20 protein-coding genes are annotated in these 25,021 nt (G+C 72.2%); 14 read left to right on the plus strand and 6 right to left on the minus strand.

What is annotated here, in order from left to right; all coding sequences use genetic code 11:
- Positions 1 to 76: 76 nt before the first annotated feature.
- The 7 genes from pyrH to ACWGO8_RS16440 all read left to right on the plus strand — a co-directional run bounded on the left by pyrH (position 77) and on the right by ACWGO8_RS16440 (position 4,906).
- Positions 77 to 808 (plus strand): UMP kinase, encoded by a 732-nt coding sequence (gene pyrH, locus ACWGO8_RS16410; protein ID WP_376955035.1) that lies wholly within the window; start codon positions 77 to 79, stop codon positions 806 to 808.
- A 33-nt stretch (positions 809 to 841) separates the two neighbouring features.
- Positions 842 to 1,396 (plus strand): ribosome recycling factor, encoded by a 555-nt coding sequence (frr, locus tag ACWGO8_RS16415; protein WP_376955034.1) that lies wholly within the window; start codon positions 842 to 844, stop codon positions 1,394 to 1,396.
- An 87-nt stretch (positions 1,397 to 1,483) separates the two neighbouring features.
- Positions 1,484 to 2,389, plus strand: a complete 906-nt coding sequence (locus ACWGO8_RS16420) for a phosphatidate cytidylyltransferase (protein ID WP_376955032.1) — start codon at positions 1,484 to 1,486, stop codon at positions 2,387 to 2,389.
- 20 nt (positions 2,390 to 2,409) lie between these two features.
- Positions 2,410 to 2,964 carry a DivIVA domain-containing protein gene (locus tag ACWGO8_RS16425; protein ID WP_376955031.1) on the plus strand — a complete coding sequence of 185 codons (555 nt, stop codon included), beginning with the start codon at positions 2,410 to 2,412 and terminating at the stop codon, positions 2,962 to 2,964.
- A gap of 206 nt (positions 2,965 to 3,170) precedes the next feature.
- Positions 3,171 to 3,737 (plus strand): aggregation-promoting factor C-terminal-like domain-containing protein, encoded by a 567-nt coding sequence (locus tag ACWGO8_RS16430; protein ID WP_452044074.1) that lies wholly within the window; start codon positions 3,171 to 3,173, stop codon positions 3,735 to 3,737.
- Between the two features lie 117 nt (positions 3,738 to 3,854).
- A complete protein-coding gene (locus ACWGO8_RS16435; RefSeq protein WP_452044075.1) occupies positions 3,855 to 4,163 on the plus strand; it encodes a hypothetical protein in 309 nt (102 codons plus the stop codon).
- Positions 4,160 to 4,906 (plus strand): alpha/beta hydrolase, encoded by a 747-nt coding sequence (locus ACWGO8_RS16440; protein WP_452044076.1) that lies wholly within the window; start codon positions 4,160 to 4,162, stop codon positions 4,904 to 4,906. Before ACWGO8_RS16435 ends, ACWGO8_RS16440 begins: the two co-directional genes overlap by 4 nt.
- Positions 4,907 to 4,931: 25 nt before the next feature.
- Here the strand turns inward: ACWGO8_RS16440 and ACWGO8_RS16445 are convergent, their stop codons facing one another.
- On the minus strand, positions 4,932 to 5,996 hold the full coding sequence (locus ACWGO8_RS16445; RefSeq protein WP_452044077.1) for an AI-2E family transporter: 1,065 nt from the start codon (positions 5,994 to 5,996) through the stop codon (positions 4,932 to 4,934).
- Between the two features lie 20 nt (positions 5,997 to 6,016).
- Positions 6,017 to 7,630: a DivIVA domain-containing protein gene (locus ACWGO8_RS16450; protein ID WP_452044078.1), complete on the minus strand. Its 1,614-nt coding sequence runs from the start codon at positions 7,628 to 7,630 to the stop codon at positions 6,017 to 6,019.
- 229 nt (positions 7,631 to 7,859) lie between these two features.
- Here ACWGO8_RS16450 and ACWGO8_RS16455 point away from each other — a divergent pair, with 229 nt between their 5' ends.
- Positions 7,860 to 9,710 (plus strand): hypothetical protein, encoded by a 1,851-nt coding sequence (locus tag ACWGO8_RS16455; RefSeq protein ID WP_452044079.1) that lies wholly within the window; start codon positions 7,860 to 7,862, stop codon positions 9,708 to 9,710.
- On the plus strand, positions 9,707 to 10,642 hold the full coding sequence (locus tag ACWGO8_RS16460; protein ID WP_452044080.1) for a tetratricopeptide repeat protein: 936 nt from the start codon (positions 9,707 to 9,709) through the stop codon (positions 10,640 to 10,642). The genes ACWGO8_RS16455 and ACWGO8_RS16460 overlap by 4 nt, the downstream gene beginning before the upstream one ends.
- Before the next feature lie 7 nt (positions 10,643 to 10,649).
- Here the strand turns inward: ACWGO8_RS16460 and glgB are convergent, their stop codons facing one another.
- Positions 10,650 to 12,842, minus strand: coding sequence for a 1,4-alpha-glucan branching protein GlgB (gene glgB, locus ACWGO8_RS16465; protein ID WP_452044081.1), 2,193 nt, complete (start codon positions 12,840 to 12,842; stop codon positions 10,650 to 10,652).
- A gap of 8 nt (positions 12,843 to 12,850) precedes the next feature.
- Complete coding sequence (locus ACWGO8_RS16470; RefSeq protein ID WP_452044082.1) at positions 12,851 to 14,911, minus strand: alpha-1,4-glucan--maltose-1-phosphate maltosyltransferase; 2,061 nt, start codon at positions 14,909 to 14,911, stop codon at positions 12,851 to 12,853.
- 30 nt (positions 14,912 to 14,941) lie between these two features.
- On the opposite strand from ACWGO8_RS16470, the gene glgP reads away from it, so the two are divergent.
- Positions 14,942 to 17,509, plus strand: coding sequence for an alpha-glucan family phosphorylase (glgP, locus tag ACWGO8_RS16475; protein ID WP_452044083.1), 2,568 nt, complete (start codon positions 14,942 to 14,944; stop codon positions 17,507 to 17,509).
- 206 nt (positions 17,510 to 17,715) lie between these two features.
- On the opposite strand, the gene ybaK is transcribed toward glgP, so the two are convergent.
- Positions 17,716 to 18,213 carry a Cys-tRNA(Pro) deacylase gene (gene ybaK / locus ACWGO8_RS16480; protein ID WP_452044084.1) on the minus strand — a complete coding sequence of 166 codons (498 nt, stop codon included), beginning with the start codon at positions 18,211 to 18,213 and terminating at the stop codon, positions 17,716 to 17,718.
- Positions 18,213 to 20,324 (minus strand): glycogen debranching protein GlgX, encoded by a 2,112-nt coding sequence (gene glgX, locus ACWGO8_RS16485; protein ID WP_452044085.1) that lies wholly within the window; start codon positions 20,322 to 20,324, stop codon positions 18,213 to 18,215. Before glgX ends, ybaK begins: the two co-directional genes overlap by 1 nt.
- 88 nt (positions 20,325 to 20,412) lie before the next feature.
- On the opposite strand from glgX, the gene ACWGO8_RS16490 reads away from it, so the two are divergent.
- The 4 genes from ACWGO8_RS16490 to ACWGO8_RS16505 all read left to right on the plus strand — a co-directional run bounded on the left by ACWGO8_RS16490 (position 20,413) and on the right by ACWGO8_RS16505 (position 24,987).
- Entirely contained in the window at positions 20,413 to 21,645 is a 1,233-nt protein-coding gene (locus tag ACWGO8_RS16490) for a cysteine desulfurase family protein (RefSeq protein WP_452044086.1), read from the plus strand.
- 314 nt (positions 21,646 to 21,959) lie between these two features.
- Positions 21,960 to 23,066 (plus strand): tRNA 2-thiouridine(34) synthase MnmA, encoded by a 1,107-nt coding sequence (gene mnmA / locus ACWGO8_RS16495; RefSeq protein ID WP_452044087.1) that lies wholly within the window; start codon positions 21,960 to 21,962, stop codon positions 23,064 to 23,066.
- A 158-nt stretch (positions 23,067 to 23,224) separates the two neighbouring features.
- On the plus strand, positions 23,225 to 24,136 hold the full coding sequence (locus ACWGO8_RS16500) for a hypothetical protein (protein ID WP_452044088.1): 912 nt from the start codon (positions 23,225 to 23,227) through the stop codon (positions 24,134 to 24,136).
- Between the two features lie 146 nt (positions 24,137 to 24,282).
- Positions 24,283 to 24,987 carry a hypothetical protein gene (locus tag ACWGO8_RS16505; protein ID WP_452044089.1) on the plus strand — a complete coding sequence of 235 codons (705 nt, stop codon included), beginning with the start codon at positions 24,283 to 24,285 and terminating at the stop codon, positions 24,985 to 24,987.
- Positions 24,988 to 25,021 lie beyond the last annotated feature (34 nt).

Raw genomic sequence — 25,021 nt, forward strand, 5'->3', positions numbered from 1 at the left:
GCGACATCGGGCACCGGCACTGCGTCGGGGCCGGTGAACCACTAGTTTTGACACGGGGACGAAGGGACGGTCGGGGATGACGGAACGCAAGCGCAGGGTGATGCTGAAGCTCTCCGGAGAGGCGTTCGGCGGGGGAGCGCTCGGGGTCAACCCCGACGTCGTCAGCGCGCTCGCACGCGAGATCGCGGATGCCGCGCGCACCGTCGAGGTCGCGATCGTGGTCGGCGGCGGCAACTTCTTCCGCGGCGCCGAGCTCTCGCAGCGCGGCATGGACCGCGGCCGCGCGGACTACATGGGCATGCTCGGCACGGTCATGAACTCCCTCGCGCTCCAGGACTTCCTCGAGCAGGCGGGCGCCGAGACCCGCGTGCAGTCGGCGATCTCGATGACGCAGGTCGCGGAGCCCTACATCCCGCGCCGTGCTGAGCGCCACCTCGAGAAGGGCCGGGTCGTCATCTTCGGCGCCGGCGCGGGCCTGCCGTACTTCTCGACCGACACGGTCGCCGCGCAGCGCGCGCTCGAGATCGGCGCCGACGTCGTGCTCGTCGCGAAGAACGGCGTCGACGGGGTCTACTCCGACGACCCGCGCACCAACCCCGACGCGCACAAGATCGACACCATCAGCTACCAGGAGGCGCTGCAGCGCGGCCTGAAGGTCGTCGACTCGACCGCGTTCAGCCTGTGCATGGACAACGGCATGCCCATGCAGGTGTTCGGGATGGAGCCGAGCGGCAACGTCACCAAGGCCATCCTCGGTGCAGAACTCGGCACGATCGTGAGCAACGGCGTGCCGGTGTCCACTCGATAGACTGTCCCGAGCAGCGAAACAGAAGGAGCCCCCGTGATCGCGGATGTACTGTCCGATGCCACCGCACGCATGCAGAAGGCCGTCGAGGTCGCGAAGGAGGACTTCGCGACGGTGCGAACCGGCCGAGCGAACCCGCAGCTGTTCCAGAAGATCATGGTGAGCTACTACGGCACTCCGACGCCGCTCGCGCAGCTCGCCTCGCTCCAGAACCCCGAGGCCCGCACGCTCGTCGTGACGCCCTACGACAAGAGCGCGCTGAAGGACATCGAGCAGGCGATCCGCGACGTGCCCAACCTCGGCGCGAACCCGAACAACGACGGCAACATCATCCGTGTCACCCTGCCCGAGCTCACCGAGGAGCGGCGCAAGGAGTACGTGAAGATCGTGCGGTCGAAGGCGGAGGACGCCCGCGTGTCGGTGCGCAACATCCGTCGGAAGGCCAAGGACGACCTCGAGTCGCTCAAGGGCGAGGTCGGCGACGACGAGGTGACCCGCGGCGAGAAGGAGCTCGAGCACGTGACCAAGGCGAACGTCGACGCGATCGACGAGGCGCTGAAGCGCAAGGAAGCCGAACTCCTCGAGGTCTGAGGGAGCACGATGTCGGGCGTCCCAGGGGATGACAGGTCGGACGCCGGGGGGCATGAGCGGACCTCGCGCGAGGAGATCCGCGCGCAGGTGCAGTCCCGCAAGGCCGACCTCGAGCGGCAGTTCGAGGCGTCCAAGGCGCAGTTCGACCAGGCGCAGGAGAAGATCAAGGCCCGCACGGGCCGCAACCTGATCCTGGCGATCCTCATCGGACTGGCGTTCGGCGGTGCGCTGCTGCTGAGCCTCCTGGTGATCAAGGAGCTGTTCATGCTCTTCGCCGTGGTGCTCGCGGGCTTCGCGGCGTGGGAGCTCAGCCAGGCGCTGCGCAAGGGCGACTTCGACGTGCCGCGCATCCCGACGGTGGCTTCGGCCGTCATCGCGATTCCGATCGCGTACTACGGCGGCGCGAGCGGGCAGCTGCTCGCCGTGCTCGGCGGCATCGTGCTGGTCACCGTGTGGCGGCTCGTCGAGCAGGCCGTCCCGTCGCGCCGCCGCAGCGGCGCGAGCCTCGTGCGCGACCTGTCTGCCGGCGTCTTCGTGCAGGGCTACGTGACGCTCCTCGCCACGTTCACGGTCGTGCTGACGGCCGCGGAGGGCGGGCAGTGGTGGACGCTCGCGTTCATCGTGATCGCCGTGGCGGCCGACGTGGGCGCCTATGCGTTCGGGCTCATGTTCGGCAAGCACAAGATGGCGCCCGTCATCAGCCCGAAGAAGACCTGGGAGGGCTTCGCCGGCGGAGCCGGCGCCAGCCTCGTGGCCGGCGTGCTGCTCTCGCTCTTCATGCTCGGGAACACGTGGTGGTTCGGGCTGATCTTCGGCGCCGCGATCTTCCTCACCGCGACGCTGGGCGACCTCGCCGAGTCGCTCGTGAAACGCGACATCGGCATCAAGGACATGAGCTCCTGGCTGCCGGGACACGGCGGCTTCCTCGATCGGCTCGACTCGATCCTGCCGTCGGCGGCCGTTGCATTCGTGGCCTTCCGCATCTTCGGTTGAGCGTCCGCGATAATGGTGCGGTGGACTCCACCTTCCCTCGCGCCAGAAAGCCTCAGCTGGGCTACAACACCGCCCAGGTCGAGGAGTTCCTGCAAGTGGCCCGACGCGCCTACGACGGCAAGGCCCGTGGCGACGACCCGCCGCTGTCGTCCGAGCGCATCCGCCTGACCGCCTTCGCGATGCAGAAGGGCGGCTACTCGACCGCGCACGTCGACGCCGCGCTCGAGCGCCTCGAGGACGCGTTCGCCGCCGAGGAGCGCCAGGTGGCCGCGCGCCTCCACGGCAGCGAGGCGTGGCTCACGGAGGCCCGAAGCACGGCGCAGGTGGTCTCCAACCGCCTCGCACGGCCCGAGGGCCAGCGCTTCGACCGGGTCAGCCCGCTGGCGCTCGGCTACCGGGTGCGCGACGTGGATCGCTTCGCCGACAAGCTCACGCGGTACTTCCGCGACGGATGGCCGATCTCCATCGACGACGTGCGCACGGTGGTCTTCACGACCCAGCGCGGCGGGTACCGCGAATCGCAGGTCGACCTGGTGCTCGACGCCGTCGTCGACGTCATGCTCGCCGTCCGCTGACCTCCGGTTCGACTCGGCGGCGATCGCTCCGATACACTCGACGAATCGTGGGCAGGCATACCGGGAACGAAGCTTCGACGACACCCGTGCGTCAACCGTCCACCGGTCGTTCTCCGGCCCCCGTCGATGCCCCCGCCGCGTCGCGCACGTCCTCGAGCGCAGCGTCGCGCACCGCGACGCGCAGCCCCGTCAAGCAGGGTGCGACCGTGATCTTCGCGTTCGTGGCATCCGTGAGCTTCCTGCTCGTGAACGTGGTCGATCCGTTCTCGGGCGCCACGGCGTCGCCCGACTTCGCCGAGCGCGGCGAGCGGTTCGGCGGTGCCGACGTGCAGGCGTTCGACGTCAACGGCGAGTACACGATCGACGTCTCGCGAGAGGGCTACGTCGTCGAGAAGAAGCCCGAGGTGAAGCTCGCGCCCGCCGCGACCTCCGCCTCGAGCGGCTGGGCTCCGCCCGCCATCACGCCCGACCCCGGCTCGGCGCAGGAGTACGCCGCCGGCGCCGTCGCCGCACGCGGCTGGCCGTCGACCGAGTTCGACTGCCTCGTCGTGCTGTGGAGCAAGGAGTCGGGCTGGCGCGTGAACGCCTACAACGCGTCGAGCGGCGCCTACGGCATCCCGCAGGCACTGCCCGGGTCGAAGATGGCCACGGCCGGCGCCGACTGGGAGACGAACGCGGGCACGCAGATCGAGTGGGGCCTCGGCTACATCCAGGGCCGCTACGCGACGCCGTGCGGCGCGTGGGCGCACTCGCAGGACGTCGGCTGGTACTGATCCGCCTGCGACCCGATCGGTGCCGGCTGACGCCATGCTGCTGAGACGCCGCGGCGGTCCGCCGGGCGGGTCCTTCGCGAGCGAGCGGATGCCGCGCCCCCGCCTAGACTGGAACCCATGGCACGCTCGAACCGATCTCGCGGTCGAGCGGCCCGTGCTCGCGAGGAGCACCCCGAGCTCGACGTCGATCGGCTCACCGCCGGCTGGCGACGCACCGAGGTGCGCGGCGGTCGCGAATGGAACGTGCAGCCGGTCTCGGAGGCGCAGGCCGTGAAGGCCTACCTCTGCCCGGGCTGCGGACTCGAGGTCGCGCCCGGCATGGCGCACCTCGTCACCTGGCGCGCCGACGGCGTGCTCGGCGACGCCGCCGACCTCGCGGCGCGGCGTCATTGGCACACGCACTGCTGGAGGATCGGCGCCCGGTGAGTTCCCCTGACACGACCCCCGTCGAGATCCGAGCCGGCGTCGAGCTGCCGGCGGTCCGCGAGGAGATCGAGCTCCGCACCTCCGACGGGCTGCGGCTCGTGGGCGAGCTCGCCACTCCGGTCGACCGACCGCCCGTCGCGACGCTCGTCACGCTGCATCCGCTGCCCACCGCCGGCGGCTTCATGGACTCGCACATCCTGCGCAAGGCCGCCGCGCGGCTGCCCGCGCTGGCCGACCTCGCGGTGCTGCGGTTCAACACGCGCGGCACCTCGTCGCCGCGCGGCACGAGCGAGGGCGCCTTCGGCGAGGGCGTCGCCGAGCGCGCCGACGTGGCCGCGGCCATGGACTTCGTCGCGGCGCGAGGATTGCCGAACCCGTGGCTCGTCGGCTGGTCGTTCGGGACCGAGCTCGCGCTGAAGTACGGCCTGGAGCACGGCATCTCGGGCGCGATCCTGCTGTCGCCGCCGCTGCACCGCACGACCGACGAGGAGCTGCGACGGTGGAACGGCTCGGCCGCACCGATCGTCGCGGTCATCCCCGAGCACGACGACTACCTGAAGCCCGACCAGGCCGCCGAGCGCTTCGCGGTGCTGCCCAGGCTCCGCCGGGTCGACGTGGCGGGCGGCCGGCACCTCTGGGTGGGGGAGTCGCAGACGCGCCGCGTGCTCGACGAGATCGTCGCGGCTGTCAACCCGTCGGCGCTCCCGCTGCCGACGACGTGGCCGCCCGCAGCGGCGCGCTGAGGGCAGCTGGCGCCGAGGCGCGCGCTCAGAGCTCGTTCTGGCGCGGGATCACGACCTGCTTGATGATGAGCAGGATCGACGCCGCGACCGGAATGGCGATGAGCGCGCCGAGGATGCCGAGCAGCGCGCCGCCCGCCAGCGCCGCGATGACGACGAGCGCGCCGGGCACCTTCACCGCGCGGTTCATGATGCGCGGGCTCAGGATGTACGCCTCGACCTGCATGTAGATCAGGTAGTAGATCGCGGCCACGAGGGCCGTGACGGGCGAGCCGAGCCCCGGGATGAGGCACACCAGCACGATGATCACCGATCCCGTCACCGTGCCCACCAGCGGCACCAGCGAGAACAGGAACGCCAGGAACGCCAGCACGGCCGGGAACGGCGCCTGGATGATCGAGAGGAAGATGAAGCTCAGCACGCCGTTGCACGCCGCGAGCGACACCTGCCCGGCCACGTAGCGGCCCACCGACTGCGTGATCTGCTCGGTCAGGTCGGCGAACCGCTCGCGGCGCGAGGCCGGCACGAGCTGGTACGTCGCGCGCTTCATGGTGTTGAGCGACGCGGCGAAGTACAGCGTGAGGATGAACACGATCACGATGGCGAACAGGCCGGCGCCGATCGCGACGGCCACCTGCAGCACGCCGCCCGCCAGTTCGCTCAGCTTCTCGGGGTTCGTGACGAACTCGTTCACCGCCGTCGTGACCTGCCGGCTGATCTCGTCGACCTGGACCTGCGGGAACTGCTCCTGCAGGCTCTCGATCCAGTCCTGCGAGTTCACGCGGGCCACGATGAACGGGATCTCGTCGACGAGCTGGCTCACCTGGTCGACCACGATGGGCACGACCGCGAGCACGAGCGCCGCGACGACGAGGCCGACGGCGGTCATCACGATGAGGATGGCGGACCAACGCGGAAGCCCCCGGCGCTCGAGCCAGCTGATCGCCGGATCGAGGCCGAGGGCCAGGAAGAGTGCCGCGCCGATGTACGCGATGATCGTCGAGAGACTCGCGATCGACATGAGGATGAGCAGGCCGACCCCGACCCCGAGCGTTCCGATCAAGCCGATGCGGAACGCGTTCTGGATCTTCATGGGGCCGGCCGCCCGTCGGCTCAGCGGTTGTCCGCAGCCACCTGCTCCGCCTGGGTGAGCACGCCGCGGAGGCTCTCGAAGTAGCCGGCCACGGCGTCGCGCTCGATCTTGATCTGGGAGAGGCGGTCCTCGGCGTCGGCCACGAGCGCCCGGGTGCGCTCCTCGGCGTCGGCGATGAGCTTGCGAGCTTGGTCGTGCGCGGCGGCCACGCGATCGCGGGCCTCCTCGTCGGCCTTGTCGCGGACCACGGCGATCTCGCTGCGGACCTTCGCCTCGAGGCGCTCGGCCTCGGCGCGGCTCGCGGCCGTGCGCGCGCTCGTCTCGGCGAGCTCGGCGTTCGCGTCGTCGAGGAACTTCTGCGTCTGCGCGGTCGCCTCCTGCTGGGCGGTGAGCAGCTCCTGCTCGGCCTCGTCGCGCTTGGTGGCGAGCTCGGCCTCGAGGTCGAGGCGGGCCTTCTCGACCTCGCGACGCAGGCGGTTGACCTCGTGCGTGGTCTTCTTGCGCATCGCGGTGAGCTGGTTGTCGAGGTCGATGCGCGCCTGCTCGGACTCCGCCTCGAAGTCGGCGCGGGCCTGCTCCTGCTCGAGGGCGAGGTCGGCGCGCATCTGGTCGAGGTCGGCGGCGTGCTTCGCGCGGATGCGCTCGAGTTCGTGCTTGAGCTTCAGGCGCGCGGCCTCGGCCTCGCGCTCGCGGTCGACCTTGGCCTGCTCCTGCTGCTGCACGAGCTGGGCGCGGCCGCCTTCGAGCTCCTTGTCGAGGTCGGCGCGTGCCTGCTCGAGCTCGTGCACGAGTGCGGCGCGACGCTCGGAGATCTCGGCCTCGATGTCGGCGCGGCCCTCCGCGGTCTCGCGCTCGAGGTCGAGACGCGACTGCTCGGTCTCGCGGGCGAGGTCGATGCGGGCCTGCTCGGTCTCCTTCGCGAGCTCGGCACGGGCCCGGTCGAGCTCGATGGCGACCTCGGCGCGGGTCTGCTCGGTCTCCTGTGCGAGGCCGGCGGCGGTCGCGCGCGCCTCGTTCGCCTCGGTGTTCGCGGCGACGAGGATCTCGGATGCCTTGCGCTCGGCCGACGAGACGGCGGCGGAGGCCTCGCGCTTCGCGCTGGAACGCACCTCGGCGGCCTCGGTGGCGACGGCGCCCCGGATCGAGGCGGCGTCGCGCGCGGCCTCCTGGCGGAGCTGCTCGCTCGACTCGTGCGCGCGGGAGACCATGTCGTCGACCTCGGCGCGGGCGTTCTCGAGCAGGCGGTTCGCCTGCGCCCGCGCCTCGGTGAGGGTGCGCTCGGCGAGCTCCTGCGCGTCGGAGCGCATGAGGTGCGCCTCGTCTTCGGCGGCGCGACGCAGCTTCTCGGCGTCGATGTCGGCCTGCGCGATGAGGCGGGTGGACTGCTCCTCGGCGACGCGGAGGGTGTTCTCGAGCTTGGTGCCGAGCCCCGAGAAGGTGGGGCTGCCGACCTCCTCGAGCTCCGCCGTCAGCTCTTCGATGCGGGCGAGGAGTCGCTTGTTCTCCTTGCCCTGCTCGGCGAGCTGGTTGTTCGTGTTGATGACGTCGCGTCGGAGCCCATTGATGCTCTTGTCGACCTCGTCCTTGTCGTATCCGCGGAACACCTGCGTGAACTCGGTCTCTTCGACGGCCATTCTTCCTCCGGGCTCTGTCCCGCGTTCGTGGGGGCGCTGCGGGATGTGTCGATTGTAGAGGCACGCGGCATCCGCCGTGCGCGCCGTTCACAGGCCGCGAGCGCCCGGAACGCGGCCCCCCGGGGGCCGACGCGATGCTCAGGGTGCGGTTAGGAACCTCCCAGACACCGCCGGTAGTGTGGGGTGTCTTTGTTCGAAGCCGCCACGGGCGGCACCGGAGGTAATGTTCGTGCGATTCGCCCTGGCAATCGTGGCATTCGTCGCCGCGGCCGTGATGATCGGGTTCGGCATCGCCCAGCGCACCGTCTTCCTCGAGCCCGACCGCGTCTCGCTGTCGGCCGAGATCGAGGGCGACGCCGCGTACACGGTGATCGAGCCCGAGGCCCTCGGCGCCCACCCCGGCAAGCAGACGATCACCGTCTCGGGAACCGACGCGGTCTTCGTCTCGTACGGGCGCAGCTCCGACGTCTCGGCCTGGATCGGCGACGCGCCCTATGTCGCCGTCGGGTACGACAGCGAGGCCGACGAGTTCACGAGCGAGGTCGTCGAGCCCGAGTCCACGGATGCCGCGACCGACGGCACCGCGACCGCCACGCCGCCCGCGACCGACGCGGCCGCGCCCGTCGAGGCCGATCCCGCCGACTCGCCGGTCGGCTCCGACCTCTGGCTCGACGAGTTCACGGGCGAGAACGAGGTCACGACGACGATCGACGTCCCCGACGACATCTCGGTGCTCCTCGCCAGCGACGGCACGTCACCCGCGCCGGCCGACCTCGCGATCGCCTGGCCGCTCGACAACGCCACGCCGTGGGCGGGCCCGCTCATCCTCGGCGGCGCCCTCGTGTTCGGCCTCGGCATCGCGCTGCTCGTGTCGGGCTTCGTGCACCACCGCCGGTCGCGCGGCCCTCGTCGCAACCGCGGCAAGCTTCCCAGCGCCCCCAAGCCCTCGCGTCGCAACCAGGTCACGAGCGGCGGTCGCCGCTCGATCAGCCGCGCGAAGCGCGTGGCGATCGTCCCGCTCGTCGCCATCCCGGCGCTCGCGCTGAGCGCCTGCTCGGCCGACTACTGGCCCACCTTCGACGCGGCTCCGGCGACGACCGCCCCGGCGACCGAGACGCCCGCGCCCACCGGTGACGCAGCGGCGCCCGAGGAGTCCGAGGAGATGGAGCCGGCCGTCACCGTGCCGCAGATGGAGCGCATCATGCGCTCGATCGCGGTCTCCACGAAGGAGGCCGACGAGGCGCGCGACGGGGGAGCGCTGGAGGCGCGGTTCACCGGCCCGGCCCTCGAGGCCCGCCAGGCGAACTACACGATCCGCAACTCGCTGCCCGACCAGCCCGGACCTACGCCGATCCCCGCCGCGCCGCTCACGCTGACGCTGCCGCAGCAGGTCTCGGGCTGGCCCGCGTCGGGTCGCACCGTGCTGACCATCGCGACGAACGGCGACGACCCCACGGTCGCTCCCACCGCGCTCGTGCTGCAGCAGGACGCGCCCCGGAGCAACTACAAGATCGCCTACGCGATGTCGCTGGCCCCCGACGCCGACGTGCCCGAGGTGGCGCCCGCGTCGATCGGCGCGCCGCTCATCTCGCCCGAGTTCAAGGGCCTGGTGCTCCCTCCCGGGCAGGTCGCCGCGGCCTACGGCGACGTACTGCTGAAGGGCGACGAGTCCCAGTACGCCGCGCTCTTCGACCCCGAGGGCGACGTGCTGCGCGAGCAGCTCGGCGTCACGGGCCAGCAGGCGATCAACGACGCGCTGCCGCCCACGGCCGACATCGCGTTCTCGAACGTCGTGGGCGACAGCCCTGTCGTCGCGCTCGCGACGAACGACTCCGGCGCCCTCGTGACCGCATCGATCGAGCAGACCGAGAAGGTCACCCCGAACGACGGCGGCACGATCGGGTTCGAGGCCGGCGCGCCCGGCGCGGCGCTGTCGGGCTTCACCGAGAAGAGCGCCAGGGGCGTGCAGCGCGTCATCGGCGTGCAGTTGCTGTTCTACGTGCCGAGCGTCGGCTCGGACGAGCAGATCCGGCTCCTCGGGTGGTCCGAGAGCCTGATCGGAGCATCGGAGGTACCGTGACCGACCCCACCCCGACCGGCGGCCTCCGCGGAGCCGTCGACCTCTCCGCACTCGTGCAGCGCCAGCAGCAGCCCGCGGCGACGACGGGTGGGCCCGTCGCGGGCGACCCGGTGGTGTTCGCGACGGATGACGCGAGCTTCGGCTCCACGCTCGAGCTGTCGCGCACCGTGCCGGTCGTCGTCGTGCTCTGGGCCACGTGGAGCGAGCAGTCGACCGAGCTCGTCGGCACGCTCGAGCGGCTCGTCCGCGCACGCGACGGCCGTCTCGTGCTCGCCGCCGCCGAGGCGGACCGCAGCCCGCAGCTCGTGCAGGCGTTCCAGGCGCAGGCCATCCCCACCGTGGTGGCGGTCGTCGCCGGCCAGCCGGTGCCGCTCTTCGCCGGGCTGCAGCCCGACGACGTCATCGACCAGGTCTTCGACCAGCTGCTCGAGCTCGCCGCCCAGCACGGCGTCACCGGCCGCATCGACCCCGAGGGCGGGGCGGAGGGCGACGAGCCCGCCGAGCCCGTGGAGGAGCCCCTCCCGCCGCTGCACCAGGAGGCGTACGACGCGATCGAGCGCGGCGACTACGAGGCCGCCGCGAACGCGTACCGCACGGCGATGGCGCAGGATCCGCGCGACGAGCTCGCGGTCGCGGGCCTCGCGCAGGCGAACCTGCTGTGGCGCCTGCAGGGCAAGACGCTCGACGCCATCCGGAACGCCGCGGCATCCGCCCCCGACGACCTCGACGCGCAGCTCGACGTCGCCGACCTCGACCTGTCGGGCGGGCACGTCGACGACGCGTTCGACCGGCTGCTGTCGCTCTTCCCGAAGCTCGACGCCGACGGCAAGAAGCGCGTGCGCGAGCGCCTCGTGGAGCTCTTCGAGGTCGTCGGCACCGAGGACCCGCGAGTCACCGCGGCACGGCGCCGCCTCGCGAACCTGCTCTTCTAGGCCCGTCTCACTCGTCGAGCGTGAACCACACGGCCGCGAGCGGCGGCAGGGTGAACACACCCGACGCCGGCCGGCCGGCCCACGGGTCGTCGGTCGCCTCGACGCCGCCGAGGTTGCCGACGCCCGAGCCGCCGAACTCCGCGGCATCCGAGTTCAGCAGCTCGCGCCACCGACCCGCTTTGGGGAGCCCGAGCCGGAAGCCCTCGTGCGGCCGGCCCGCGAAGTTCACGGCGCACAGCAGCGGCCGCCGGTCGCGGTCGTAGCGCAGGAACGCGATGACGTTCTCGGATGCCGCGCCGCCCTCGACCCACTCGAAGCCCGAGGAGTCGTCGTCGAGCTGCCAGAGCGCCGGCTGCTCGCGGTAGGTGCGGTTGAGCGCGCCGACGAATTCGGCGAGCTGCTTGTGCGTCGGCTGGTCGAGGATCCACCAGTCGAGCCCGCGCTCCTCGCTCCACTCCGAGAGCTGCCCGAACTCCTGCCCCATGAACAGCAGCTGCTTGCCGGGATGCGCCCACATGTACGAGAGGTACGCGCGCATGTTCGCGAGCTGCTGCCAGTGGTCGCCGGGCATCTTGCGCAGCAGCGAGCCCTTGCCGTGCACGACCTCGTCGTGGCTGATCGGCAGGATGAAGTGCTCGCTGAACGCGTAGAGGAACGAGAACGTGAGGTCGTGGTGGTGGTACGACCGGTACATCGGGTCCTTCTCGACGTACTGGAGCGTGTCGTGCATCCACCCCATGTTCCACTTGTAGCCGAACCCCAGGCCGCCCGAGCTGGTTGGGGCCGTGACGCCCGGCCAGCTCGTCGACTCCTCGGCGATCATGACGATGCCGGGATTGCGCTTGTAGGCCGTCGCGGTCGCCTCCTGCAGGAATCCGATCGCCTCGAGGTGCTCGCGGCCGCCGTAGATGTTCGGGGCCCACTCGCCGTCCTCGCGGGAGTAGTCGAGGTAGAGCATCGAGGCGACCGCGTCGACGCGCAGGCCGTCCACGTGCATCTCCTCGAGCCAGAACAGCGCATTGGCCACGAGGAAGTTCCGCACGCGCGGATTGCCGTAGTCGAAGACGTACGTGCCCCAGTCCTTCTGCTCGCCGCGCCGCGGGTCGGCGTACTCGTAGAGCGCCTCGCCGTCGAAGCGCGCGAGCGCCCAGTCGTCCTTCGGGAAGTGCCCGGGCACCCAGTCCATGATCACGCCGATGCCGGCCTGGTGCAGCCGGTCGATGAGGTACTTCAGGTCGTCGGGGGAGCCGAAGCGACTCGTCACCGCGTAGTAGCCGGTGACCTGGTAGCCCCATGAGCCGCCGAACGGATGCTCCGCCAGCGGCATGAACTCCACGTGCGTGTAGCCCAACCACTGCAGGTACTCGATCAGCTCGTCGGCCACGTCGCGGTACCCGCGCCCGGGCCGCCAGGACCCGAGGTGCAGCTCGTAGATGCTCATCGGCTCGCTGTGCGCGTTCACCCGCGCGCGTCGCGCCATCCAGTCGCCGTCGGCCCACTCGTGCGTGCTCGTGCTGACGACCGACGCCGTCGCGGGCGCGATCTCGGCCTGGCGCGCCATCGGGTCGGCCTTCATGATCCACTCGCCCCAGGTGGTCAGGATCTCGAACTTGTAGACCGTGCCCGGCTCGAGGTCGGGCACGAAGAGCTCCCAGATGCCCGCGGAGCCCATGCTGCGCATGGCGTGGCCGGCGCCGTCCCAGCGGTTGAACTCGCCGACGACGCGCACCGCGCGTGCACGCGGCGCCCAGACGCTGAAGGCGGTGCCGCGAACGCCCGAGCCGACGCCCCAGTGCTCTCGGTGGTGCGCGCCGAGCACGTGCCAGAGCTCCTCGTGGCGGCCCTCGCCGATGAGGTGCAGGTCGAGCTCGCCGATGGTCGGGGCGAACCGGTACGGGTCGTCGCTCGTCCACTCGTCGTCGCCGTAGGCGGCCCGGATCCGGTAGTCGACGGGCCCGAACTCGCCGGCGCCGGCCCAGATGCCATGGCCGACGTGCTCCAGCTCGAGCACCTCGCCGCCGTCGAGGACCGCCTGCACGCGGTCGGCGAGGGGCCGGCGCGTGCGGATCACGGTGTGCGTGCTGGGGGATCCCGCGACGTCGAACCCGTGCTGGCCGAGGATGGCGTGCGGATCGAAGGAGCGGCCCTCGGCGACCGCCGCGAGCTCGGCGTCGGCGACGGCGGGGCCGGTGCGCGGCATCCGCTCGCTCATCGCGACCCCCGCACGACGTGCAGCACGTGGGCCGGTCTCGTGAAGGCATCGAGCCGGACGTAGTTCGCATCGCCCCAGTCCCATCGGTGCCCGGTGACGAGGTCCTCGACCTCGAAGCGGGTTCCGGGCTCGAGTCCGATGGCGGCGAGGTCGAGGTGCACGGTGGTCTCCCTCACGGAGTGCGGGTCGACGTTGGCGACCACGATGATCGTGTCGGCGACGCCGTCGGGGGTGAAGCGTCCGTCGAGGTGCTTCGAGTACACGAGCACCGAGTCGTCCTCGCTGCCGTGGAACCGGATGTTGCGCAGCTGCCCGAGCGCGGGGTGGTCGGCGCGGATGCGGTTGAGGATGCCGAGGTACAGCGCGAGCGAGCGGCCCTCCTTCTCGGCGGCGGCGAAGTCGCGCGGCTTGTACTCGTACTTCTCGTTGTCGATCGCCTCCTCGGCGCCCGGCCGGGCGACCGACTCGAACAGCTCGAAGCCGGCGTAGACGCCCCAGAGCGGCGCAGCGGTCGCGGCGATCGTGGCACGAACGGTGAACGCCGCGGGGCCGCCGAACTGCAGGTACTCGGTGAGGATGTCGGGCGTGTTCACGAACAGGTTCGGCCGCATGAAGTCCGCCGTGTCCTGCGACACCGACGTGAGGAACTCCTCGAGCTCCTCCTTCGTGTTGCGCCAGGTGAAGTACGAGTACGACTGCTGGAAGCCCACCATCGCGAGCGCCTGCATCATCGCGGGGCGCGTGAACGCCTCCGCGAGGAACACCACGTCGGGGTCGTCGGCGTTCACCGTGCCGATGAGGCGCTCCCAGAAGGCGAGCGGCTTCGTGTGCGGGTTGTCGACGCGGAAGATGCGCACGCCCTGCTTGATCCAGTGCCGGACGATGCGGAGCACCTCCTCGAAGATGCCCTCGGGGTCGTCGTCGAAGTTGACCGGGTAGATGTCCTGGTACTTCTTCGGCGGGTTCTCGGCGTACCGGATCGTGCCGTCGGGCAGCTGGGTGAACCAGTCGGGATGCTCCGCCACCCACGGGTGATCGGGCGAGGCCTGCAGCGCGAGGTCGAGCGCCACCTCGATGCCGAGCGCCGCTGCGCGGCGCACGAACGCCCTGAGGTCGGCGAGCGAGCCGAGGTCGGGATGGATCGCGTCGTGGCCGCCCTCCGCGCCGCCGATCGCCCACGGCGATCCCGGATCCTGCGGGCCGGGGTCGAGCGTGTTGTTGCGGCCCTTGCGGTTCGTGACGCCGATGGGGTGGATCGGCGGCAGGTAGACGACGTCGAAGCCCATCGCGGCGACCCCGTCGAGGCGCTTCGCCGCGGAGCGGAACGTGCCGCTCTTCCAGCGGCCGTCGCGCAGGCGCTTGGCGCCCTCGGACCGGGGGAAGAACTCGTACCAGGCGCCGACGCCGGCGCGCCGGCGCTCGACGAGGATCTCGTGCTCGGGCGTGTCGCTCGTGAGCTTCGCGAGCGGCCAGCCCGCGAACAGGTCGAGCACTGGGGAGTCGATGAGGGCGCGGCGCTCGGCCGCCGTCGCCGTGTCGTCGCGCAGCGCGTTCGCCAGCGCCGTGAGCCGGCGCCGGGCCGCGACGGGCCGCGCCTTCTCGTCGGCGGCGCGGTCGAGCAGGCGCGCGCCGATCTCGTACATGAGCTCCGCGTCGACGCCCGCGTCCACCTTCAGGGCGGCGTCGTGCCGCCACGTGGCGATCTCGTCGTCGAAGCCCGTGACGTGCCAGTGCCAGACGCCGCGCTCGTCGAGGAGCACCTGCGCCTCCCACCGGTCGGTGCCGGCGGTCAGCGGCGACATCCGCTCGTGGCGCACCGCGCCTGACGGGCTCGTGATCACGAGCATCGCGCCGACCTGGTCGTGGCCCTCGCGGAAGACCGTGGCCCGGAAGGGCACGACCTCGCCCTCGTACGCCTTCGGTCTCCACCGGCCGTCGGGGACGGCTGGGGTGACCCCGGTCACCGGGATGCGGCCGGCCTGCACTGCGTGGGTCGTCACGCATCCGACCGTAGCGCGGAATGGGCGTCCGCGTCGCGGGGTTGCCCGTTCACACATTCGACACGCGTGCGACTTAGGGTGGAGCGCGTGAAGCCCATCCGCAAGTTCACCGTCCGGGCCGTGGTGCCCGGCTCGCTCTCCGCGCTCGAGGAGCTCGCCGGCAACCTCCGCTGGTCCTGGCACGAGCCGACGAAGCGCCTCTTCGAGCACATCGATCCCGAGCTCTGGCGCACGTCGCGGCGCGATCCGGTCGCGTTCCTCGGCGAGGTCGACCCGGCGCGCCTCGACCAGCTCGCAGCCGACGGCGGGTACGTGGAGTGGGCCGAGCGCGAGCGGGCGGGCCTTCGCGAGTACCTCTCCGAGCCGCGCTGGTTCCAATCCCTCGGCACGGATGCCCCGCGGCTCGTCGCCTACTTCTCGCCCGAGTTCGGCATCACCGCGGCGCTGCCGCAGTACTCGGGCGGACTCGGCATCCTCGCGGGCGACCACCTGAAGGCGGCATCCGACCTCGGCGTGCCGCTGCTCGGCGTCGGCCTGTTCTACAAGGCCGGATACTTCTCGCAGTCGATCTCGCCCGACGGCTGGCAGCAGGAGCGCTACCCGGTGCTCGACCCCGACGGACTGCCGCTCTCGGTGCTGCGCCGTCCCGACGGGTCGCCCGTGCAGGTGACCCTCGCGCTGCCCGACGACGCGGCGCTGCACGCCCGCGTGTGGAAGGCGGCGGTCGGCCGGATCACCCTCCTCCTGCTCGACACCGACATCCCGGCCAACGACGACGAGCTGCGCTCGGTCACCGACCGGCTCTACGGCGGCGGCGGCGAGCACCGGCTGCTCCAGGAGCTGCTGCTCGGCGTGGGCGGCGCACGCGCGGTGCGCGCCTACACGGAGCTGAGCGGCGGACCGGCGCCCGACGTCTTCCACATGAACGAGGGCCACGCGGGCTTCCTCGGACTCGAGCGCATCGCGACCCACATCGCCGAGGGACGCTCGTTCGCCGAGGCGCTGCAGCTCGTGCGCGCCGGCACGGTGTTCACGACCCACACGCCCGTCCCCGCGGGCATCGACCGGTTCGAGCGCGGCCTCGTCGAGCGCTACCTCACGAGCTCGCTGCTGCCCGGCGTCGAACCCGCCGACGCGCTCGCGCTCGGCGTCGAGCCCGGCGCCGACCCGGCGACGAGCCCGTTCAACATGGCGGTCATGGGCCTGCGGCTCGCGCAGCGCGCGAACGGCGTCTCGAAGCTGCACGGCCAGGTCAGCCGCCGGATGTTCGGCGACCTCTGGCCCGGGTTCGACGTCGCCGACGTGCCGATCACGTCGATCACGAACGGAGTGCATGCGCCGACCTGGACCGACCCGGCCCTCGTCGGCCTCGCCGAGTCCCGGCTCGGCACGGGCGACACCGAGCACGCCGACTGGTCCAGCGGTGCGCTCACCGACGGCGAGCTCTGGGCGGTCAAGCGGGGCATGCGCCTGCAGCTCGTCGAGGACGCGCGGCGGCGGCTGCGCGCGGCGTGGACGGAGCAGCATCCGGGCAGCCAGGCGCCCTCATGGGTCTCGCGGGTGCTCGACCCCGACACGCTGACGGTCGGCTTCGCCCGGCGCGTGCCGACGTACAAGCGCCTCACCCTCATGCTCAGCGACCCCGAGCGCCTGAAGGCGATCCTCACGAACCCCGAGCGGCCCGTGCAGTTCGTCATCGCCGGCAAGTCGCACCCCGCCGACGACGAGGGCAAGCGCCTCATCCAGCAGCTCGTGCAGTTCGCCCAACAGCCCGAGCTCCGCGAGCGCATCGTGTTCCTCCCCGACTACGACATGGGCATGGCCGAGCTGCTCTACCCCGGCTGCGACGTGTGGCTCAACAACCCGCTGCGCCCGCTCGAGGCGTGCGGCACGTCGGGCATGAAGGCCGCCATGAACGGCGCCCTGAACCTGTCGATCCTCGACGGCTGGTGGGCCGAGTACGCGGGCGACGACTACGGCTGGGTGATCCCGTCCGCGGATGCCGCGGGCGACGCCGGCGAGCGCGACGCCCTCGAGGCGGCGGCGCTCTACGAGCTGCTCGAGCACCGCGTCGCGACCCGGTACTACGAGCGCGACGGCGACGGCGTGCCCGTGGAGTGGGTGCGCCGCGTGCGGCAGACGCTGACGACGCTCGCGCCCGAGCTCGGCGCCGACCGCATGGTGCGCCAGTACGTCGAGGAGCTCTACCGCCCGGCGGCCGAGCAGGCGGCCCGCGTGGAGGCCGACGGCGACCGCGGCGCCCGCGAGCTCGCGGCGTTCGGCGCCCGCGTGCGCGCCTCCTGGCCGAAGGTGCAGGTCGTGCACGTCGAGTCGGGAGGCGTCGAGTCGCCGCACGTCGGCGACGAGCTCAACCTGCGCGCCTACGTGGAGCTCGACGGCCTCGCCCCCGACGACGTCGCGGTCGAGGTCGTCTACGGCCGCAGCCGCACCGACGAGTCGATCGAGGGCGCGCGACGCACCACGCTCGAACCCGACCGGTCGGCGGATGCCGCGAGCTCCTCGGGTCCGCGCCTGTACACGGGCACCGTGGTGCTCGATCGCGCCGGCGCCTTCGGGTACACCGTGCGCGTCGTGCCGCGGCATCCGCTGCTCACGTCGCCCGCGGAGCTGGGGCTGGTCGCGGTCGCGGGGTAGTTCGGTCCCTGAGCCCGTCGAAGGGACCTGACGTCGCCCGTTCCCTGAGCTCGTCGAAGGGAACCCGCCCGTGGGGTCTCGCTTCGACGGGCTCAGCGAGCGGGAGCGGGCTCGCTTCGACGGGCTCGGTGAGCGGCGCGGGCTCGCTTCGACGGGCTCGGCGCGCGGCGCTGGCTCGTTTCGACGGGCTCGGCGAGCGGCGCGCCTCAGCGCCCGCGCGCGATCGGCGCGTAGCGGCCGGCGGTGACGGCGAGCAGGTCGTCGGGCGCGAGCTCGAGGTCGAGCCCGCGACGGCCGCCCGAGACGAGGATCGTCTCGCAGAGGATCGCGGACTCGTCGAGCACGGTCGGCAGCGCGGTCTTCTGCCCGATCGGGCTGATGCCGCCCACGACGTAGCCGGTCCTGCGCTCGGCGACGGCGGGATCGGCCATCTCGGCGCGCTTGCCGCCGAGCGCTTGGGCGAGGGCCTTGAGGTCGAGCTGCTGCGCCACCGGCACGATGCCGACCGCGAGCGCGCCGTCGACGTTCGCGAGCAGGGTCTTGAACACGCGGTCGGGGTCGATGCTCAGCTTCTCGGCCGCCTCGAGTCCGTAGGCGGCGGTGCGGGGGTCGTGCTCGTAGGCGTGCGCGGTGAAGGCGACGCCGGCACGGGTGAGCGCGACGGTCGCGGGCGTGCCCGCCGAGGCATCCGCGCGCTTGGCCATCAAACGCCGCCGTCGGACTCGGGAGCCGCGACCGCGCGCGGCGTCGGCCGCTCGCCGTCGGCGCGGAACAGGTGCATCGACAGCGGCGGGATCGCGAGCGTGTCGCCAGGAGCGTGCACGGTCGGGTCGTCGATCGGCTCCTCGCCGGACGAGTCCCAGAGGCGGGAGTAGCCCGTCACGCCCTCGTGGTCGGGCAGCACGACCTCGGTCGCCTCCTCGTGCGCGTGCACGACGAGCAGGATGCGGTTGAACGCCTCGAACTCGGGCGTCGACGCGGCGAGGAACTGGAGCGTGCGCTGCTCGGGGGAGTTCCAGTCGTCGATGGTCATCGTGGTGCCCTCGGCGTTGAACCAGTCCATCTGCGAGGCGCTCGGGATCGTCTCGCCGAACCGGCCGAACCGCACCGGACGCAGCGCGGGGTTCTCGGCGCGCAGGCGCAGGAGCCGCCGCACCGTCGCGAGCAGCCCGGCGTCGCGCTCGTCGTCGCGCCACGCGAGCCAGGTGAGCTCGGAGTCGTGGCAGTAGGCGTTGTTGTTGCCGCGCTGGCTGCGGCCGTACTCGTCGCCCGCCGTGATCATGGGCACGCCGGCCGAGAGCAGCAGGGTGCCGAGCAGGTTCCGGATGCTGCGGCGCCGCGCCGCGCGGATCTCGGGGTCGTCGGTGTCGCCCTCGACGCCGTGGTTGTAGGAGTTGTTGTGGTCGGCGCCGTCGCGGTTCTGCTCCCCGTTGCCGAGGTTGTGCTTCAGGTCGTAGGCCGTGAGGTCGGCGAGCGTGAAGCCGTCGTGCGCGGTGACGAAGTTCAGGCTCGCGAGCGGGCCGCGCTCCTGGGAGAACGTGTTCGCCGAGCCGGCGAGGCGGGTCGCGAAGCGGCCGATGCCGCTGCCGGCCGAGCCCGTCTCGCGCTCGCGGCGCAGGTCGCCGAGCCAGAAGTCGCGCATGCGGTCGCGGTAGCGGTCGTTCCACTCGCTGAACCCCGCGGGGAAGTTGCCCGTCTGCCAGCCGCCGGGGCCGACGTCCCACGGCTCGGCGATGAGCTTCGAGGCGCCGATGACGGGATCCTCGAGCATGCCGCGCAGCAGCGGGTGCTCGGGCGTGTAGGCGCCGTGGTCGTCGCGCCCGAGAGTGGCGGCGAGGTCGAGCCGGAAGCCGTCGACCTGGAGCTCCTCGGCGAAGTAGCGCATCGAGTCGAGCACGAGCCGCTGCGGGGCCGCGTGCCCGAAGTCGAGCGTGTTGCCGCATCCGGTCGTGTCGACGTAGCGGCCGTGCGCGTCGTGGCGGTAGTACGACGCGTTGTCGATGCCGCGGAACGAGTACGTCGGGCCGCGACGGCCCTCCTCGGCGGTGTGGTTGTAGACGACGTCGAGCACGACCTCGAGCCCCGCCTCGTGCAGCCGGCGCACCATGCCCGCGAACTCACGTCGCACGGCGTGTGCGCCGGCGGCCTGTGCTGCGGCGGTCGCGTAGGGCGCGTGCGCCGCGAAGAAGCCGAGCGTGTTGTAGCCCCAGTAGTTCGGCCGGCCCTGTCGCACGAGCCGCTCCTCGGAGACGAACGCCTGCGCGGGCAGCAGCTCGACGGTCGTGACGCCGAGGCCCGTGAGGTACTCGAGCGAGGCGTCGTGCGCGAGTCCCGCGTAGGTGCCGCGCAGCGGCTCGGGGATCGCCGGGTTGAGCTTCGAGAAGCCGCGCACGTGCGTCTCGTAGACGACCGTGTGGTCGAGCGGGACGCGCGGCTTGGCCGTGCCGGTCCAGTCGAAGCCGTCGTCGACGAGCGAGTTCATCGCCACGCCGCGCCACGATCCGTCGGCCGCTGCGGTGAGGCCGCGGGCGTACGGGTCGAGCAGCGTGTGCACCGGGTTGAACGCGTGCTCGACGCCCGCGGGCCCGTCGACGCGCAGTCCGTAGCGGGCGCCCGGCACCAGTTTCGCCGAGCGGCCCTCCCAGACGCCGTGCGCGTCGCGGGCGAGCGGCGTGCGCTCGACCGCCCAGTCGAGGTCCCCGTCGGCGAACACGACGAGGTCGATCGACGTCGCGTGCTCCGACCAGACCCGGATGCCACCGCCGTCGGCGCCCGTGCGGACGCCGAGGTCGTGCAGGGGGCCGGACGCGGACATGCGATCTACAGTAGTTCGTAGTGCAAGCGCTCCCACGCGCGGACGCGACGTGCCGCGCACGGGCCCGAACGGGGGAGGAGGTCCGCCAATGGTCTACCTCGACCACGCCGCGACGACCCCCATGCGGCCCGAGGCGGTCGAGGCGCTCACGTCGGCGCTCGCCGTGGTGGGCAACCCCTCGTCGATCCACAGCGCGGGCCAGCGGGCCAAGCGGCTGCTCGAGGAGTCGCGTGAGCGCATCGCCGCGACGCTCGGCGCCGACGCCATCGAGGTGGTCTTCACGGGCAACGGCACCGAGGCCGTGAACCTCGCGATCAAGGGGCTGTGGTGGAGCCGGCAGGCGTCGGCGCCGGCCGGTCGCCCGCGGTCGCGCATCCTCGTCCCGGCGGGGGAGCACCACGCGACGCTCGACACGATCGAGTGGCTCGCGACGCACGAGGGCGCGGTCATCGACGAGGTGCCGCTCGACGACCTCGGGCGGCTGCGCCTCGACCTGCTCGAGGCCGAGCTCGCCCGCGACGCGGCATCCGTGGCGCTCGTGACCATGCTGTGGGCCAACAACGAGGTGGGCACGATCCAGCCCGTCGAGGACGTCGCTCGGCTCGCCGCGCGTGCCGGCGTGCCGCTGCACGTCGACGCGATCGCCGCGTACGGGCAGCTGCCGATCGACTTGCGCGGGCTGCGACGGGCGACGGATGCCCCGCGCGGCGCCGGTCTCGTCGCCCTCAGCGTCTCGGCGCACAAGATCGGCGGTCCGGCCGGCATCGGCGCGCTCGTCCTCGACCGGTCGGCCATCGTCGAGCCGCTCATCCACGGAGGGGGACAGCAGCGGCGCCTGCGCTCCGGGACGCAGGACGTGGCGGCGGCGGCCGGCTTCGCCGCGGCGGCGACGTCGATGCACGATCGGCTCGATGCCGACGCTCGGCGGATGTCGGCCCTGCGCGACCGCCTCACCGCCGGCGCGCTCGCCGCGGTGCCCGAGGCGAGGCTCTCGGGCGACCCCGATCCCGCCGGGCGCCTTCCCGGCAACGTGCACCTCTCGTTCCCCGGCTGCGAGGGCGACTCGCTGCTGTTCCTGCTGGATGCCGCGGGCGTGGCCGTCTCGACCGGGTCGGCGTGCCAGGCGGGCGTGCCCGAGCCCTCGCACGTGCTGATGGCCATGGGCCGCACCGAGTCCGACGCGCGCGGTGCCCTGCGGATCACCCTCGGGCACGACTCCACCGAGGCCGACGTCGACGCGTTCCTCGCGGCGCTGCCCGCCGCGTACGCGCAGGCGGCGAAGGCCGGGCTCGCGGGCCGGCTGACGTCGTTCGGCCGCTGACCGGGACGGCCGGGGCATCCGTCGCTCACCGCTGACGCGCCGCGGCATCCGCTCGCTCCACCGCTTTTCTCAGGAGATCTGCGGCCGCGGCGTCGCCGCGAGCGGCGTGTCGTCCTGAGAAGCGCCGGTTCGGGCGGGGCCCGTCCTGAGAAAAGGCACGGACCGGTCGACGGAGCCTGTCCTGAGAAGAGGCACGGATCGGTCGAGGGGCCCGTCCTGAGAAGAGACGCGGACCGGTCGATGGGGCTGTCCTGAGAACGGCACGGACCGGTCGACGGGGCATCCGTTCAGGCGGCCCTGCCTACACTTGACGGGTGAAGGTTCTCGCAGCGATGAGCGGCGGCGTCGACAGCGCCGTAGCCGCGGCGCGCGCGGTGGAGGCCGGCCATGACGTGGTCGGCGTGCACCTCGCGCTCAGTCGTATGCCGGGAACGCTGCGCACCGGCAGCCGCGGCTGCTGCACGATCGAGGACTCGATGGACGCGCAGCGCGCCGCCAACGTCCTCGGCATCCCGTACTACGTCTGGGACTTCTCGGAGCGGTTCAAGGCCGACGTGGTCGACGACTTCATCGCCGAGTACTCGGCGGGCCGCACCCCCAACCCGTGCATGCGCTGCAACGAGCGCATCAAGTTCGCCGCCCTGCTCGAGAAGGCGCTGGCGCTCGGCTTCGACGCCGTCTGCACGGGCCACTACGCCACGATCGTCGCGGATGCCGCGGGCAACCGCGAGCTCCACCGCGCGAGCGCCTGGGCGAAGGACCAGTCCTACGTGCTCGGCGTGCTCACGACGGAGCAGCTCGCGCACGCGTACTTCCCGCTCGGCGACACGCCCTCGAAGCAGCTCGTGCGCGAGGAGGCCGCCCGCCGCGGCCTGAGCGTCGCGCAGAAGCCCGACTCGCACGACATCTGCTTCATCCCCGACGGCGACACGCGCGGATGGCTCGCCGAGCACGTCGGCGAGGCGCCCGGTGAGATCGTCGACCGGACGGGCGCCGTCGTCGGCGCGCACGAGGGCGCGCACGCCTACACGGTCGGCCAACGCCGCGGGCTCCGGCTCGGCACGCCCGCACCCGACGGGAAGCCCCGGTTCGTGCTCGAGGTACGACCCAAGGAGAACACGGTCGTCGTCGGCCCGAAGGCGGCGCTCGCGACGGCGCTCATCGCCGGGTCGCGCTTCACGTGGGCCGGGATGCCGCCGGCCGAGCCCGCAACGCCGTTCGCGTGCGAGGTGCAGATCCGCGCGCACGCCGATCCCGTGCCCGCCACGGCGGTCGTCGCCGACGGCGAGCTCGTGATCACGCCCGGGCATCCGCTCGACGGCGTCGCGCCGGGCCAGACCGCGGTCCTCTACGTCGGCACGCGCGTGCTCGGGCAGTGCACCATCGACCGCACGGTGAGCGCCGTCCCCGTCGAGGCCTGAGCGCCGACATCGAATCGCACGGCGATGCGCGGCGCGTTCGCGCGCGTATGGCGTGTCGGTCCGGGGCATGTCAAGGCCTGTCCGTTGCGGATTCGCGCCGCGTAGATTCTCGCCTGCGCCGACCCCGATGGCGCGACCCGACGACGAGAGGATGCACCGTGAGCACCCCCCGAGAACCCGCAGACCGACCCTCAGAGCGGCCGATCGCCGCGACCGGCGACACGATCGCCGTACCCACAGCAGAGCGAGCGGATGCCGCGTACACCGGCGTCGACCGTGACGGCGACGGCGTCGACGATCGGCGTGAGGCCGTCGTCGACCGTGACGGCGACGGCGTGGCCGACCGCCGTGCGACGGTCGTGGACCGTGACGGCGACGGCGTCGGCGATCGCCGTGAGGCGCTGGTCGACCGTGACGGCGACGGCGTCGACGACCGCCGTGAGGCCGTGGTGGACCGCGACACCGACGGCGACGGCGTGGCCGATCGGCCCCACGCCGAGCTCGCGGCCGAACGGAAGCAGGTCGCCGCCCGCGAGCGCGAGGCGTTCGGCGGCGTGAAGGTCGGCGCTGCGTTCTTCGGCTGGCTCGCCGCCTTCGGCTTGGCGACGCTGCTCACCGCGCTCCTCGCCGCGACCGGCGCTGCGCTCGGCCTCGGCGTCGAGGACGTCGACGCGGCCGCCGGCCAGGTCGGACTCGACGCCGGCACCATCGGCTGGATCGGCGCGATCGCGCTCCTGCTGATCCTGTTCCTCGCCTACTACTGCGGCGGCTACGTCGCCGGTCGCATGGCGCGCTTCAACGGCGTCGTGCAGGGCCTCGCGGTCTGGGTGTGGGCGCTCGTCATCGCGATCGTCATGGCGCTGCTCGGTGTCGTGATCGGCAGCCGCTTCGACGTCTTCGCCGACCTCAACTTCTTCCCGCGCCTCCCGGTGAGCGAGGGCGACCTCACGATGGCCGGCATCGTCACGGCGATCGTGGTCGCCATCGCGAGCCTCGGCGGCGCGATCCTCGGCGGCAAGGCCGGCACGCACTACCACCGCAAGGTCGACCGCGCCGGCTTCGGCGCCTGATCGGCGGGCGGATGCCGCGTGCCCGAGCACGCGGCATCCGCCGTGCCCGACGCGCCCGACGCTCGCTCGCGTCGCGGTCGGGAAGCGCTTCGCGTAGATTCGCGCTGGCGCTTCCCCCGGCGCCGAGCGAGTGACGAGGAGATCCCGTGAACTACCCGCTGTACCCCTCCGACCCGAACCGCGACCCCGCCGAGCTGTTCCGGAACCTCGATCCCGCGCCCGCGACCCGCCCCGTCGCGACGCTCGAACCCGGGCCTGCGGCGTGGGACGACATGGTCGACCCGTTGACGCTCACCACCGACGAGGTCATCGAACGCCAGCGCGAGCGGTTCGGCGGCGTGAAGGTCGGCTCGGCCTTCTTCGGGTGGCTCATCGCCTCGGCGACCTTCGCCATCCTCACGGGACTCCTGACCGTCGCCGGCGTGGTGCTGGGCCTCGACGTGCGCAACCCGATGCTCTTCGCGCGAGAGCTCCCGCTCGACCTGCAGACGCTCGGCTGGATCGGCGCCGGCACGCTCCTCGTGCTGCTGTTCGCCTCGTACTACTGCGGCGGCTACGTCGCCGGCCGCATGGCCCGCTTCAGCGGCGTCGCGCAGGGCGTGGCCGTGTGGGTGTGGACGATCGCGATCGGGATCCTGGCGGGGGTCATCGGCTTCGTCCTCGGCCGGTTCGACCAGTCGACCGGCGTCGGCGTGCTCCGGCGCATCCCCCTCCCCGAGGACCTGCTGACGATCGCGGGCATCGCCGCCTCGGTCGTGCTCGCGGTGGTGACCCTCGGCGGCGCGATCCTCGGCGGCGTCGTCGGGGTCCGCTACCACCGGCGCGTCGACCATCTCGTCGACGACGAGTGACGGGGGGACGTTCGCCGTCGCGTCCGCCCGGCGC

This window comes from Agromyces sp. NPDC055661 (genome assembly GCF_053618135.1).